Annotated in this window: 16 protein-coding genes and 1 other RNA gene; 5 read left to right on the top strand and 12 right to left on the bottom strand. The window is 39.3% G+C overall.

From position 1 onward, the window contains the following. The first annotated feature begins 28 nt into the window (after positions 1 to 28). The 3 genes from FKG96_RS13795 to FKG96_RS13805 all read left to right on the top strand — a co-directional run bounded on the left by FKG96_RS13795 (position 29) and on the right by FKG96_RS13805 (position 2,976). Positions 29 to 730, top strand: coding sequence for a phosphoadenylyl-sulfate reductase (locus FKG96_RS13795; RefSeq protein WP_130857461.1), 702 nt, complete (start codon positions 29 to 31; stop codon positions 728 to 730). Between the two features lie 10 nt (positions 731 to 740). Further along, on the top strand, positions 741 to 1,646 hold the full coding sequence (cysD, locus tag FKG96_RS13800; protein WP_041387458.1) for a sulfate adenylyltransferase subunit CysD: 906 nt from the start codon (positions 741 to 743) through the stop codon (positions 1,644 to 1,646). A 76-nt stretch (positions 1,647 to 1,722) separates the two neighbouring features. Further along, positions 1,723 to 2,976 (top strand): sulfate adenylyltransferase subunit 1, encoded by a 1,254-nt coding sequence (locus FKG96_RS13805; protein ID WP_013666458.1) that lies wholly within the window; start codon positions 1,723 to 1,725, stop codon positions 2,974 to 2,976. A 79-nt stretch (positions 2,977 to 3,055) separates the two neighbouring features. Here FKG96_RS13805 and FKG96_RS13810 read toward each other — a convergent pair whose 3' ends face one another. From FKG96_RS13810 to trxA, 6 genes are all read right to left on the bottom strand, one after another. Continuing rightward, complete coding sequence (locus tag FKG96_RS13810) at positions 3,056 to 3,700, bottom strand: porin family protein (RefSeq protein ID WP_130857462.1); 645 nt, start codon at positions 3,698 to 3,700, stop codon at positions 3,056 to 3,058. 165 nt (positions 3,701 to 3,865) lie between these two features. After that, positions 3,866 to 4,930 (bottom strand): DNA polymerase IV, encoded by a 1,065-nt coding sequence (dinB, locus tag FKG96_RS13815; RefSeq protein ID WP_130857463.1) that lies wholly within the window; start codon positions 4,928 to 4,930, stop codon positions 3,866 to 3,868. 16 nt (positions 4,931 to 4,946) lie between these two features. Next, positions 4,947 to 5,315: a response regulator gene (locus FKG96_RS13820; RefSeq protein WP_013666461.1), complete on the bottom strand. Its 369-nt coding sequence runs from the start codon at positions 5,313 to 5,315 to the stop codon at positions 4,947 to 4,949. Positions 5,316 to 5,525: 210 nt separating this feature from the next. Continuing rightward, positions 5,526 to 6,446, bottom strand: a complete 921-nt coding sequence (locus FKG96_RS13825; RefSeq protein WP_130857464.1) for an aminoglycoside 6-adenylyltransferase — start codon at positions 6,444 to 6,446, stop codon at positions 5,526 to 5,528. A gap of 86 nt (positions 6,447 to 6,532) precedes the next feature. After that, positions 6,533 to 6,910, bottom strand: a complete 378-nt coding sequence (locus FKG96_RS13830) for a PleD family two-component system response regulator (RefSeq protein ID WP_130857465.1) — start codon at positions 6,908 to 6,910, stop codon at positions 6,533 to 6,535. Between the two features lie 12 nt (positions 6,911 to 6,922). After that, the gene (gene trxA / locus FKG96_RS13835) at positions 6,923 to 7,222 is read right to left on the bottom strand and encodes a thioredoxin (protein ID WP_013666464.1); all 300 of its coding nucleotides are present in this window, start codon (positions 7,220 to 7,222) and stop codon (positions 6,923 to 6,925) included. 211 nt (positions 7,223 to 7,433) lie between these two features. Here trxA and ssrA point away from each other — a divergent pair. After that, positions 7,434 to 7,800, top strand: a transfer-messenger RNA (tmRNA) gene (gene ssrA / locus FKG96_RS13840). 367 nt (positions 7,801 to 8,167) lie between these two features. Here the strand turns inward: ssrA and FKG96_RS13850 are convergent. From FKG96_RS13850 to FKG96_RS13870, 5 genes are all read right to left on the bottom strand, one after another. Next, positions 8,168 to 8,938 carry a nucleotidyl transferase AbiEii/AbiGii toxin family protein gene (locus tag FKG96_RS13850; protein ID WP_130857466.1) on the bottom strand — a complete coding sequence of 257 codons (771 nt, stop codon included), beginning with the start codon at positions 8,936 to 8,938 and terminating at the stop codon, positions 8,168 to 8,170. Next, positions 8,938 to 9,222: a hypothetical protein gene (locus tag FKG96_RS13855; protein ID WP_130857467.1), complete on the bottom strand. Its 285-nt coding sequence runs from the start codon at positions 9,220 to 9,222 to the stop codon at positions 8,938 to 8,940. Before FKG96_RS13855 ends, FKG96_RS13850 begins: the two co-directional genes overlap by 1 nt. Before the next feature lie 724 nt (positions 9,223 to 9,946). Then, positions 9,947 to 10,999 carry a ribosome small subunit-dependent GTPase A gene (gene rsgA / locus FKG96_RS13860; protein WP_130857468.1) on the bottom strand — a complete coding sequence of 351 codons (1,053 nt, stop codon included), beginning with the start codon at positions 10,997 to 10,999 and terminating at the stop codon, positions 9,947 to 9,949. A 778-nt stretch (positions 11,000 to 11,777) separates the two neighbouring features. Beyond that, on the bottom strand, positions 11,778 to 12,407 hold the full coding sequence (locus FKG96_RS13865; protein ID WP_013666469.1) for a response regulator transcription factor: 630 nt from the start codon (positions 12,405 to 12,407) through the stop codon (positions 11,778 to 11,780). A 132-nt stretch (positions 12,408 to 12,539) separates the two neighbouring features. Then, positions 12,540 to 13,094 carry a hypothetical protein gene (locus FKG96_RS13870; protein ID WP_130857469.1) on the bottom strand — a complete coding sequence of 185 codons (555 nt, stop codon included), beginning with the start codon at positions 13,092 to 13,094 and terminating at the stop codon, positions 12,540 to 12,542. A 153-nt stretch (positions 13,095 to 13,247) separates the two neighbouring features. Here FKG96_RS13870 and FKG96_RS13875 point away from each other — a divergent pair, with 153 nt between their 5' ends. Further along, positions 13,248 to 13,967 (top strand): LytTR family DNA-binding domain-containing protein, encoded by a 720-nt coding sequence (locus FKG96_RS13875; RefSeq protein WP_130857470.1) that lies wholly within the window; start codon positions 13,248 to 13,250, stop codon positions 13,965 to 13,967. A gap of 61 nt (positions 13,968 to 14,028) precedes the next feature. On the opposite strand, the gene FKG96_RS13880 is transcribed toward FKG96_RS13875, so the two are convergent. Next, positions 14,029 to 14,796 carry a carboxypeptidase-like regulatory domain-containing protein gene (locus tag FKG96_RS13880; RefSeq protein ID WP_130857471.1) on the bottom strand — a complete coding sequence of 256 codons (768 nt, stop codon included), beginning with the start codon at positions 14,794 to 14,796 and terminating at the stop codon, positions 14,029 to 14,031. Positions 14,797 to 14,801 lie beyond the last annotated feature (5 nt).

The raw sequence follows: 14,801 nt of genomic DNA on the forward strand, positions 1-14,801 counted from the left end.
AAAAATAGCTGAACAAAAATAAATCAAAATGGACTTACACGATTTGAAAGAGAAGCTGAGGGGACTAGACATAGTTGGGTCGTTAACATTTTTGGCAAAAGAATTTAATGACAAAATTGTTTTTTCTACCAGCTTCGGTTGGGAAGACCAGGCTTTAACGCATATCATCTTCAGTAATAATATACCTATAAAAGTATTTACGCTGGAAACAGGGAGGTTATTTCCAGAGACCTATTATGTTTGGAATCGAACATTGGAAATTTATAATAAACCCATTCACGCCTTCTATCCTGACAAAAACTTGCTAGAAGAGATGGTGAGCACGAAAGGGCCCAGCAGTTTTTATGAGTCGGTTGAAAATCGGAAAGAATGCTGCTATATTCGCAAAATTGAACCGTTGAAGCGCGCTTTAGCAGGTAATGCTTGTTGGATTACCGGTATTCGGGCTGAGCAATCAGCTAATCGACAAGGAATGGATAACATCGAATGGGATGAAGGAAATCAGATCATTAAATTTCATCCTATTTTCGATTGGACTTTGGCTGATGTAAAGGCTTATATAAAAGAAAATCACATCGTTTACAACACCTTGCATGATAAGGGTTTTCCTAGCATTGGATGTGCCCCGTGTACCCGAGCAGTTAGAGAAGGAGAAGATTTCCGTGCGGGACGATGGTGGTGGGAAGATCAATCAAAGAAAGAATGCGGCCTACATGCCGCTCAATCATAATGTAATTAAAATGAGTAAAAACAGTTTAGATTATTTAGATCAGCTAGAAGCAGAGGCTATACATATTCTGAGAGAAGTGGCTGGTCAATTTGAAAAGCCTGCTCTCCTTTTTTCCGGTGGGAAAGATTCTATTACGTTGGTTCGTCTGGCTGAAAAGGCGTTTAGACCGGGGAAGTTTCCTTTCCCATTGGTACATATAGACACGGGCCATAATTTTGAAGAGACTATTATTTATCGCGATAAAATGATTGAGCGAATTGGCGAAAAGCTAATCGTCGGCTATGTACAAGATTCGATCGATGAAGGAAAGGTCATCGAACAAAAAGGAAAAAATGCCAGCCGTAATGCGCTTCAAACTGTAACACTGCTAGATACCATAGCGAAAAATGGTTTTGACGCCTGTATTGGTGGTGCTCGGAGAGATGAGGAAAAAGCACGTGCCAAGGAGCGTATATTTTCGGTTAGGGATGAGTTCGGACAATGGGACCCTAAACGACAACGCCCTGAATTATGGAATATTTACAATGGGAAAATTCACAAAGGCGAAAACGTCCGCGTATTTCCCATTAGTAACTGGACTGAATTGGATGTCTGGAATTACATCCGAAGGGAAGGGATTGAGCTTCCTTCTATATATTTCGCTCATGAGCGGGATTGTATTACACGCAATGGACAGTTGATGGCTGCTTCACCCTTTCTCAATATGGACGAGGAAGACAAGGTCGTCAGAAAACAAGTGCGTTTTCGTACGGTAGGAGATATGACTTGCACGGCGGCAGTGGAGTCGAGCGCAACCTTAATTGACGATATCATCGACGAGATCAGTCAATCGAAAATCAGTGAGCGTGGCGCCCGGATGGATGATAAAGTTTCTGAAGCCGCTATGGAAGATCGTAAAAAAGGCGGTTATTTTTAATGGTTGCCAATTGTAAGTATAGCAGATAAAGGAAATAAAAAAAGGTGCCAAAAGGTACTAAAATACAAAGAGAGAAATGAATATATTGAAATTCTTTACGGCTGGTAGCGTGGATGACGGCAAGAGTACGCTTATTGGACGGATGCTTTATGATACAGGCTCCATTTTGGCTGACCAACTGGAAGCATTGCAGAATTCTAAACGTAAAAATGACGATGGCAGTATCGATCTAGCCATATTGACCGATGGCTTACGGGCAGAGCGGGAGCAGGGTATTACGATTGATGTTGCCTATAAATACTTTCAGACAGAAAAACGTAAATTTATTATAGCCGATACGCCGGGCCATATACAGTATACTCGTAATATGGTGACGGGGGCATCTACCGCCGACTTAGCAATTATTCTAATTGATGCACGTAATGGCGTTGTGGAGCAGACCATTCGCCACTCTTACCTTGCGTCTTTATTGGGTATCAAACATTTAATTGTTTGTATCAATAAGATGGATATGGTTGACTATAGTGAAACGGTTTTCGATGCCATTATTTCAAAATACAAGGCACTGGCTCATCAATTAAATTTGCAACAGGTCAATTACATTCCCGTGAGCGCGCTTAAAGGAGATAATATCGTGCAAAAGTCTGAACACATGCCTTGGTATCAAGGAGAAAGTTTGTTAAATTATTTGGAAAACGTAGATGTCAGCCATGATTTAGATGTAGAATACGCGCGTCTGCCCGTACAATGGGTTATTAGGCCACAAACAGAAGAGCTTCATGATTACCGTGGCTATGCCGGTAAAGTTGCCAGCGGGACCTTTAAAGTGCATGATGAAGTAACAGTGTTGCCCTCGGGATCGAAGTCGACAATCACTAAAATCGAACAGCTTGATAAAAACCTAAACGAGGCCTTTGCCGGTCAATCGGTAACCATTCATTTAAAAGATGATATTGATATCAGCAGAGGGGATGTCATTGTAAACAGCGACAGTTTACCTTATCAATCACAGACCGTAGAAGCCGATTTATGTTGGATGGATACAAGACCTTTAGACCTGTCGTTAACCTATCTTATACAACACAATAGTAAATTATCTCGTTGTAAAGTTCAAGAAATCGTCTACAATGTAGATATTAACACACTGGAAAAACATAGTGCTGACGAATTTAAGTTGAACGATATTGGTCGGGTACGGTTGAAAACCGCTGATGTACTTCCATTTGATTTATATGATGACAACAAAGCAAATGGAGCAGCCATATTGATTGATAGTCGAACCAACTTGACGGTCGGAGCGCTTATGTTCCGCGTGGCGCTTGACTATTAAACAATCTTATGTTTATTTAATATAAAAAGAAAACGCTATCGAACTTCGATAGCGTTTTCTTTAGAAGAGAATGTTCGGTTTAGATTCTAAATCCTAAACCAACAGTCCAAACGCGATTGGTTTGCTTCATATCTGTTCCTTCGAATCGTGCGTTTAAGTTAGTCAATCCTAAGCCATAACCACCATGGATCATTAAGCCGTTGGTAAACTCAAACCCGCCGATGAAGTTCAAACCAAAATCAGTTGATTTCAATGCACCGTCGCCTCCGAATTCAAAATCAGGAATGTCTGTTTCCGAAGAGCCGCCATTGTTAGATTCCCATTTGTTCTTACCTGAAATACCAAAAGCGATGTAAGGACCAGCCCCAAGGAAGAAGCTACCTGCATCAGCAGTTGGAAATTTAGCCACAAAGTTTACTGGCACTTCTATCCACATAGTATTCTGTTTGTAAGAGCCAAATTGATTTTCTTCAAGTTTTCCGCCTTTTCCTTGTAAAGAGATACCAGGCTGTACATAAAACCAATCAGTCGCAATAGGCGCATCCAAAAAAGCAGTTATATGGAAATTGGTCGTTGAACCGGTAGATGATACACTTTCTCCATTGTTGGAGAAATTGTACTTAGGAAAGTTAACACCTGCTTTTAAACCAAAGCCCATTTCCTGTTGAGCAAATGCTCCTGTTGCAAAAAGTAAAGCTGTAATCGATAATAATAACTTTTTCATGATTTTCTTATTTTTTAACTTTTTATTGTTGTTAGTCAAATTACAATAGCTAAGCCAAAAAATGCAACTATCTGTAAATAAGCTTTTTAAATTTTATTTAATTTTTTGAACAGCTGTACTTATTTTTAGACAGTGATCTTAATGTTAGAAAAATCTGACGAGCTTTTAGAACAATGAGAGCTGATTGTCTTCCGATTTAGCAATGTTAAAATTGGATACAGTTAGCCCCAGCAGCCTTATAGGTTTGCCGTCTATGGGTGCTGCTTTTAAAAGGTCAAGTCCAAAGGCTTCCACTTGGTCCAGATGGATGAGATTGGAATGGGTGTAATTGCGGGTAATTTGTTTGAAATCAGCAAATTTAATTTTAAGTGTCAAGGTGCTGCCCAGTACTTGTTTTGCCTCCAATCTCTTAACCACCCGTTGCGCGATCAGTTTTAGTTCCGTCATGAGTTCCTGTTCTTCCATTAAGTCGCTTGTAAAGGTATCCTCGGCACCAATTGATTTAAGCTCCCGAAAAGTTTGAACGGGACGTTCATCTATTCCGCGGACAATATCGTAGTAGAAATTACCTACCTTTCCAAAGAGATTCAGTAGATGGTCCCTTGATAACTTTTTTAAATCGGCTCCTTTATAGATTTGCAAACTATTCATCTTTTTTGCCGTCACTTTACCGATTCCGTAAAATTTTTGAATTGGCAAGGCTTCTATGAACGCTTCGATTCTTGACGGACCGATAAAAGTAAGCCCGTCGGGTTTATTCATATCCGACGCTATTTTAGCAACAAATTTATTCGTGGATACACCTGCCGAAGCTGTAAGATGAAGTTCGGTTCTAATAGCATTCTTTATTTCCTTCGCAATTTCTATTGCAGAGCCAATTCCCAGTTTATCTTCGCTGACATCTAAATAAGCCTCGTCAAGGGATAAAGGTTCAATAATATCGGTATAGCGATGAAATATTGATCGTATTTGATTGGAAACAGATTTATAGACTTCGAATCTCGGGCGTACAAACAAGACCTGTGGACAGAGTTGTTGCGCCTTTCGGGAAGACATCGCCGAGTGTATACCATAGGCCCTCGCTTCGTAGCTGGCGGTAGCTACCACACCACGCTGATCCGGTTGTCCGCCAACAACAATGGGAATGCCTCTATATGTTGGATTATCCCGTTGTTCTACCGATGCATAAAATGCATCCATATCTACATGAATAATCTTACGGAACGACATAAATACAAGTGAAGTGTTATGCCTTTTTCTGCAACAATGAAAGGGCTAAGTTTTCTAATTCGTCCAGATCAAACGGTTTTCTAAGATAACTGTCGGCACCTGCTTCTTCCGCCAAAGTAGGTAAATTGCTATTAGCCGAAAATATAATAACCGGAATATCTTTTAAATGGGAGGTGGCTTTTAAGGTTTGCGTTCCTTTTACACCGCCCAGTCCAGGTATCCAGTTGTCTATTAAGATGATGTCCGGATTAGCCTTTTCTACCTGTTCGATAATATCCTTGCTGTGAGGAGATGATATAACCTCAAAATCTAAGTTCTCGAATACCACAGAGCAGAAGTAAAGGATATCCTCGTCATCATCAAGAATCAGTATCTTGTTCCGCATTCTCTTTTCTTATTGCTTTTTACAAAAATACTTTTTTCATGTTAAGCACCTAAATTTTCTACTAATATTTTACGCAACATCCCATAGGGTTTGAATGGGTGTGCATCCAAATCAGAAGTAAATACCTATTTTTATGACAGAAACATCTGTCTGGCTTACAATGCTGCAACCTAGACAAGGCGCCTTTCTTTGAGTTGAATTTATATTTCTCTAGTCTTGATGCTCACTATAAATACGCATGGCATTTTTTGGCAACTGTTGCACATGCAGTAAATATTTGGTTACATTTTGATCCCAATCCCTACGGTAGTTATATCCTAATTGTTGAGCTACATACGTTGCAACTTCCCTAAATAGCTCGATTGTCTTATAGAGGGCAATCCAAGTATTATCTAAATGTGCATCTGAGTAAGTGGCTAAGAACTTTTTATATACTTCCCCTTCTAGGTATCGCTCATAGAATTTGCCAAATTTACCCGGATTAACCGTGAAATCGTGACGACATCCAATATACCAGTCCATCATCTGCATCAAAGCAGCATGGATCACTTGGCTGAATAATTCTTTAACCAGTACCAATTCACCACGCCATAAGCCTTTAGCTAAGCCGGCAGTGGTGTACCAAAATTCATTGCAGCAATCTTCAAACGAACGTGCCGAAGGCTTTTTTACTATATAGCTGGCATCACTAGCAGGAGGGAGTGGCCTTTCTTTGAAAAGGCCGTTTTTGTCCCAAATTACCTTACAAAGACTATCGTTCGTAAAATGGTGCAAACGTTCGAGCGGCACGATGGTTAAATCAATGCGATTACCATCTTTAAATTGCAATAAATAAGAAAATGCGCCAGCCATCTCAGGCGTTGGTGGGTATAATTCCATGTCTTCCGGTATTTGCATAATCATAAGCTCGCCAAATACCTCCAACCAATCTGCATTTAGGTAACGTGGTTCAAGACTTTCAACTACGTAAATAATGTCGTAATCCTGAAATATATCCTTGCTTACATTGGGATTTGATCGAGAACCATCTTGTAAAACGCCGAGGATCTTTGTGTCTTTTGCCGCAACGCGCAAAATTAATTCCATCATTTCGCTTTCGCTTCTGCTAATTACAGGTTTGTTTGTCGTCATATAAGAACATTCTTTATTACTTTACTTTGCAAGATTGATTTCATGAAATGCTTATAAAGCATTATAGGCTTTGTTTCCGTAAGACTTCAAGGTTTTATGCTTTTTTTTTGCAAGAGCGATAAAGCTAAGTCTTCCAGTTCGCTTAAGTCAAATGGCTTTTTCAAGTAGTTGTTTGCTCCCGCCTCTTCCGCCAAACTAGGTAGGTTACTGCTAGCAGAGAATAAAATAACTGGTATATTCTTTAAATGGGGTGTATTTTTTAGTATTTGTGTTGCTTTTACGCCCCCCATACCCGGTATCCAATTATCAATTAAGACTATATCTGGAGCTGCCTGTTCTACTTGTGTGATAATATCCTTACTGTGAGGAGACGATATTACCTCAAAGTTCAGGCCCTCAAATACGACAGAGCAAAAATATAATATATCCTCATCGTCGTCGAGAATTAATATCCTGTTCCTCATTATTTTATGTGCTTATGACGCGTAGCTGTCGATGATTTGTGCTAGTTGATTTTGTGGCACTACGCCGCTTTGTCGCCATTTAATCTCCCCTTCTTTAAAAAGAATCAGTGTGGGAACGCCTCGAACTTGATAATTAGACGCGGCTTTCGGATTTTTATCTACATCAACTTTTAGTATGGTGACTTTATCACCAAATTGCGATTTGACTTCATCTAATATCGGGGCCATTATCTTGCAGGGACCACACCATTCTGCAAAAAAGTCAACCAGTACGGGGGTTTTTCCTTTGATGATTTCGGAGAATGTTGCCATTGTATATTAGTTAATATAACTACTAATCTAATAAAAAAATGGATAAATCTAAGAAAAATTGCAAAATAAACTTGTGAAATATAGAATCGTTCAGTTAAAATATAGCTTGGGTCTTTATGGTTGATTTAATGTAAATAGACGGGGAGGGGGGACGCACGAAGGCTTGATAGAAAGCAAAATTTTTTATATCTTTGTAGGCTATATATTACATGGGGTCGACCGGAATTGACAGGATGGAGACGGTTATGTAAGCATGCAGTGCGTTGTTAGTCTAGCACTATAATCTGAACTTTCAACCTTATAAATGGCGAAAATAACTACGCCTTAGCTGCCTAATTTAGAATTAGCATAGCTTTTGTTCCGTTGCAGTCTGCTTCGTGCTGTAACATCGGGAGCATCGATCAACGAAGCTAGCTGACTTAGCGGCACGATGAGTTGGCGAAATTAAGTGCCTACGGAAACTGGTATAGGTAAGCGACCGACCTTCCACTTCCCGACAATTAAACGGAAGCTAAGCATGTAGAAAGCATATACAGTACCATGTTTGGACGAGGGTTCGAATCCCTCCGGCTCCACAAATTAGTAAACAAAACGCGTCAAAACCCTATAAATAGTGCTATTTATAGGGTTTTTGCATTTATAAGCCTTCCCGATCATTCTATATTTCCCAATTGCAGCGAGACCCTAATTCTGAAAATTTAGGGTCTCGCTAAACCTCACAAAAACATAACTATAAATTAGTTATGTAAACGGTTCAAAATCTAAACATCTTGATTTTGAAAGCAAAAGGAAATAATTTGAATAACATAAAACACCACAACAATGAAGGCAAACTTATCCGTTCACATGTTGAAAAGTCGTGACTAATTCACTTGAGACGACACCTAGTTTCTTCTTCTGTCTTCTGTAAGCTTATACTAGCCGATTACTGGAAAGATTTATATTTTATTCAACATCTGATGATGCTGGTCCTGGAAAAGCTATGTTTAATTGGCCGAAAAGAACGCGAACTTTCTTTCGCCAGCTTGATCGTGCTATGGGCCAACTTTTTTGGTCTTTTACAATATCTACTCTATTTTGGGAATGGTGAGGTCTTAACTTATTGTCTTGAGCGTTGCCTTCATCAAACTTCAACAAAGTTAAAGGATCATCTAAAGGGCTTATTTCGCCATCGAGGTCAAAAATATTTTTATGCAACTCTTCTGAAAATAAAGACCGCTTTTTATTAAGTTGTTCATACAAATACGCTAAAGTAAATTTTTCAGTTAGAAGATCTAAGTCATAGACATCTTTCTGGGTGGCACGATTTGCTGCAGACATCATCTTAAATAATGCAATATCTAGTTCCGATACCAATTTAATATCGTCCAATTCTTCGATATCACCCATCATTTTCATGTTCTGAAGAACTTCTACCTTGATGGTTTCCCCATCACATATGATAAAAAACCGAAGAAAAATATACTGATCGTCTATTTCGCATGGATACTGGGTGCCAAATACACGCGCACCATAAAAATCCATGACATCTTTTTTGATTTTTTCATAACCTGCTTTTCCAATAATATGAGGAAAAAAGATATCGATGTCTGTAGAGATACGATGGTTATAACGAAGAGCCAAATTAGTGCCACCGCCTAAGGCAGAACCCTTAATGCTTTCGAAAGACTGTAATTCACGAATTGTCTTTAATAAACCGGGAGAGATGGCAGACATTATTGATAACGTAAAAACTGCTTCACATGATAACGACGAGCGACAAGTTTACACACCTCATTACTTATACGTTCTTTTGTGCTTTGCAATTCCTTAACGATTTGAACTTTGCTATATAACTTCTCCAAAGGTTGGATATCTTTAGCAAATGTTTCAGCGGTTGTAGCAATTAAAGCTCTAGGGATAATAAAATCACTATCATCCTGAATATCTAAATTCTTTGGATCGACATCCCAAAATAAATGTTTGGGCAGGATTCGTGATATATCCTTTCTAGCGCTCATTATGCAAATTTACCATATAACAAAATCAAAAAAAAATATTTTAAAATAAATTTGCGATAAAAGTATATGCTAAGAAGTCTTTAAACAGTGTTCTTATTATTCCTCCGGTCGGTTCACGCCTTTCGTTCGTACCTCACTCCAGGCATTCACTCACCTCTGGAAGCCCACAGCAAGCGTATTCCCTCAATCAACCGTCCCTAATGATTTGGAATGTCAATTTCGCTCATGTCGTCCAGCACTTCAAAAACTCGAGTTGGGGTTTAGTAAGATGTTCTGATATGTAAACGCTGTCTGTCATATTACCTTTTGTGGTATGATAAGACCTAAAAATTGGGTCTTATCACACCACGATTGATAAAGACAGAAAACAAATGCAGAAAAAACAACAGTTCTTATCCTACAAGAAGCTATAAAGCTAATACTATATTCCGCACTTTTTTAAAGAAAAGGAGTATCTCTACTTGGCACGAAGATCGTACATAAATCCGCGTAATCACTATTCATATTAAGTTTTTATATGCCAAAAAGGATAGGGTTCATCCCTTTTGCAAACAACTACATAGATTCACCTTCTCGATAAATACTTTATGGATTTTACCCCTTCGGACATAAAACTAATTCGTAATCTTTCAAAGGCCGGGAAGATCGTTTTACACATAAGGAAGCTTGGCTAATCCAGGTGTTGTATTTACAGTAGAAACACCTGGATTTAATCATCAGAAAATTAACGTTTTTTTATCCTCTTAGCCTCATCTGAAATTCTAGCAAAAGATTTGGCTCTTTTACGCTTTTCATATTCAGAAGTCGAAAAATGCCAAGATTCTTTTCGCAATTTGAGATAACTATTGTACACTTCCGGTTCTAAAATGCCACTGTTTACAGCTTCAACAACGGCGCACCCGGGTTCATCGATATGCATACAATTCTTAAAACGGCAGGATTCTGCAAAAGCAGAAACATCGAGCATATCTGCTAATGCCTCAGCATTGTCTGAGGCTAAGCCGAATTCTCTTACACCGGGTGTGTCTATTAGAATGCCACTATCATCCATCAAGACCATCTCTCTTCGTGTTGAGGTATGTCTTCCTTTACCTGAGGACTTGCTTATTTCAGATGTTAAAAATACCGTCCGTTCACACAGTGCATTAATTAATGAACTTTTTCCAACGCCCGACGATCCTACCAATACAATCGACTCTCCCTGGCTGACAAATTTTCGTATAGGAAGGATTGTTTCGGGAGAAAGAATACTCGTGAAAAATACCGGTATCTGGCGATCAATATGTTTCAGCGACTCATTGACTTGGTGACGATTGAATTCCAAATCAGATTTAGTGAGTATTAATATCGGCTGTATGTTTTCTTCTAATACCTGAAACATAAAGCGCTCCATTCGGCGAACGCTGAAATTGGCATCAAGGCTTTGTACAATAAATGCCTTATCGATATGGGATGCAATGGCCTGTCTTTCAGATACGGTTCCGCTCTTTCTTCGGTACAGGGTATGTTTACGTGGTAAAATATCAACGATTATTCCTTTGTTATCGTCAAAGGGTTGAAAAATAATCCAATCGCCCGTACAGGGAAGTTCAAATGATGACCTTCCATAAAGCACATTACCGCTTAGTTCGCATAATAGTACACCATGCTCGGCGATAACTTCGTAATTGGTCTTGTTTACTGCCGAAACGCGGCCATGAAAAAGATGTTTATATGCTGAATTTTGTTTTAGTTGGAATAAATTGTCGTTCCAACCATATAATGATAAGTTATTCACTACCTTAATAATTTAAAATGATGAAATAAAATTGCTTAATTCTCTATCATCCGAACGGTTTGCAACATATAAATCACCCTTGGTAATATAGGAATTACCAAGTCAGCGATTTTAGAAACAAGCCCTCGGAATTAGGCAATCATTCCAACCACCAAATTATAATATGTGAATAGCTGTTTTTGCATAAGTTACAAAGATACAAAAGATTAATTCAACGTCCACTATGATTAGGACGAATATTAAAAGAAATGCCGGCATCGGCAATCAACTTTTGTGAGACGCTTTTTTGACAGCACCGCAAATAATAGAAAAAGATAGCCCCTCCAAAACGCTTATGGGAAGCGCGGAGGGGCTCAACCTAAACCTATTTATCATAAAAGTACTAGATGAATCAGATGATTGCAAGAAACGTTCTAGGCATTCCGCTAATTGTTACCCGATTTCCCAATGGATGAGAAAAAGTGATCTATCCTAATGCTTGTTACCCTTCTCCTAAATTGTGGTACACGGAAAAACCAAAATAATAAAAGGCTGATTTTGCAATGCAAACCAGCCTTTTCTTGGAACTCTATTATTATGTTGTCAAATCATTCCAAATATAGAAGTAGTATGTTAAGCCGATATTATGAATAAATTATCTATTCTATGTCTGGCAAAAAGAGATCACAGAAAACTGCCTTAATACGCATAATACAATAATACCTAGACATCGTAAGTAGTAAAGGTAGAAAAGAGTGTCACTACGGATAAATGCGCTGCGATCGACTTTAGCCGACAGTTAGATCAGTCCACGTAAATAGGCCTCTTTAATGAGGCCCGCCATTGTTTTTACATTGAGTTTCTGATTAAGACTATGGCGATGTGATTCAACGGTTCGGATGCTTAAAAAAAGTTTATCGGCGATCTCCTGGTTAGAATACTCATTCGCTATCAAAGCGAGAATTTCTTGCTCTCGGCTTGTCAGTTTTACCGCTACGGTTGTTCGCTTGCCTGAGATTGTTTGATTTACAACAGCTATTTCAACCTGTTTGTCAATAAATTGTTGGCCCTGAGATACCATTTTGATAGCTGTGATCAGCGTGTTTTTGTCGGTCCCCTTTAATAGATATCCTTGCGCACCATTACGCATCATTTTCTTTATATAAACGACTTCATCGTGGTTGGTAAGTGCTATAATTCGGATACTTGGAAATTGCTTTTGCAGCAACGTGCATAAATCAAGTCCGTTAACATCGGGCAGTTCAATATCTAATAAGAGTACATGTGGTACTTGCTGCGTTAAGGCTTCCATTAATTCTTGAGCCGTTCCGGCCGTAAAAATTAGTTGACAGTCTTTCTGTTCGCTTAACATATGAGCCAAGCCACTGATGATAAGGGCATGATCATCCACAATTCCAACGTTAATCATCTTATAGTATTTTCTTGTAGGCAAAATAACAAAAAAAGCGGAGTATATAGGTTTAGCGCGGCCACCTTCGTTTAAACAACGACTAGCGTATTGTTGATGTTAGTCGTTGTATTGGCGAATGTACCTTAGTATTTAAACCTTCTTAGCAACATAGGTGGTTCGTATAGTATGCTTTCCCTTGCTCGATTGGTGAGTGGAAACAAAGGTGATTTTATTGGGAGTAATAGTTTCAAGTTTGCCCTCAATGGGTTTGCTGCCGTCATATCGCTCCATAATCAGTGTTTTCGTGGACGGGTTATAAGCCCAGGTCCCGGTTTCTTCGACCTTGCCTTCGTCTTCTTCGCAGGAGGTAGCGCCTCTGTGGGTGATGATAAATCCATCTGCACGAAATAGATCCGCATCATCGCGCTCGCAAGGCCTTATTAAGATCATTAAGTCTGTATCCAACTTGCCATCAGCATTCAGGTCGATGGCTGGCTGAATGCTTGCGGCCTGCATGGTCCAGTGCTGATTACCAAAGGGTGATTCCTCGACTATTGTTGTTGTGGCTGCCGGTCTACCAGCCGCTGAACATACCATGATGGCCGCCGCCAATGATATTGATCGTAAAGTGTTTTTATGGTTCATTTCTGTTCTTTTTTCTTCCACAAAATTAATGGTAATGGTAGCTTGAATTTTCGGGTGCATTACCGATTAACGGATTTAAGTAGTACTACTGAATTCTTCTTCTCCGCAATAGTGCGCTAAAATTCACCAACTCCTTGTACTAGTTTTGGGCAACGACATATAGGCTGTCGAAAGGTTATTCCCTTTAGTTTTTGCATAGAAATAATATTAAATATGAATAAAACGATTTTAATCGCTGACGGAGAGTCTCGTTACCGGGAATTGATCCGTCAACACATCAACAGTCGTCCAGGATTCCGCGTGGTAGGAGAATGTCGCAATCGATGTGAAACTATACGATATGTAAATGCCTTGGAACCTGACGTGCTCTTCTTGGATATTCAGTTGAGTGAGGCTAACGATACTGATTTTTTGCAAACTACGTCTCATCTGCCAAAGGTAATTTACACAGCGGCTATCGATAGTGGAGTCAGTCAGCTAGCAAATAGGAGAGATTCGACGTTTCTTTTAAAACCTTATAATGACAAACAACTCGATACGGCCTTGCAGATCGTTAGCACGGTACCTGCTTTTGAAGGCCTAACACACCAAGCGGTGCTTTGGGCTGATCGTCCGAAAAGCATTTTGGCTGAAGAAGGGGGAAGATTGAAAAGAGTTTCCTTACGTGATGTCTGCTATTTAAAAGCAGCTGGCGATTACACCGTGATTCATTGCGCGATGAAACAATATTTAAGCTCTTCTGGTATTGGTGCGATTGAAAAAAGGTTGGATCCGTCGTTGTTTATCCGCGTACATCGTTCATTTATAATTAATATTGAACACCTTGATGCTTGCTATCGGGATATTGGTAGATGGTATTTAACAATGGAAGACGGCCGGCAGATAAACGTGGGCAAACATTATCAGGAAAATATGAAACAACTTATTTTATAATAACCATGGAATATTTTGTGGATAACGAAGACTACTATGGCTATTGTTTGGGAGCCAATCATCAAGGCTCCCAATAATATTCTATTTTAGCACAATTGTCACATTGTGAGGTCACTTGAGGAAGGAAATCGAGGTGGTAGGTCTCTTGAAATTCCTGCTCGGAGTTCCACGTTCTGAACTTCAACGATTTTCCCTGATAGCGGGCTGTTAATTGGTACTTGCCAATAGGAACATCTAAAATGCGATGGTTATCTTTACTTATGCGATGAAGGATTTTACCTTCACTTCCGTCAATGAGCGGCGTGAGTGGTGTAAATATGAAATCGATCTCCTTTACATTGATGTAGACTCCTGGGAAGCTGTCAATTGTTACTAATCCTCCATAATAACCAGATAGTGGCTGTGGCATGTCGCCCGATAATTTCCAAACAAAATTACGAACGGCTCCTTCATTCCCGAAACCACCTGCGTTTTCAGGATGGAGATAAAAAGTAAAATTTTTACCATTATATTTAGCTGTGTGTTGTGCAAACGCGTACCAAGATCCGGCTGGTACTTTTATTTTGTATTTTCCCTCGTCATCGGTAATTGTACTGAGATCCGAATTAAAAAAGATACTGTGATCAATTAGCACGCGAACGCCTTCCATCGGAATACCCCTATCATTTTTTATAGTTCCACTAACATAACCCGTTTCAGGTGCCTTCGAGTCACTATCGTCTAATGACCCTAAATTATTTTCTTTCGTACATCCAATTGCTAGGCTCAGTATAACAGTTAGCAGTAAAAGGGCGGCGCAAAGCTTGCGGTAATTCAGTTTATATTTCATGGTGA

This window comes from Olivibacter sp. LS-1, from assembly GCF_008245145.1.
GTDB lineage: Bacteria > Bacteroidota > Bacteroidia > Sphingobacteriales > Sphingobacteriaceae > Olivibacter > Olivibacter oleidegradans.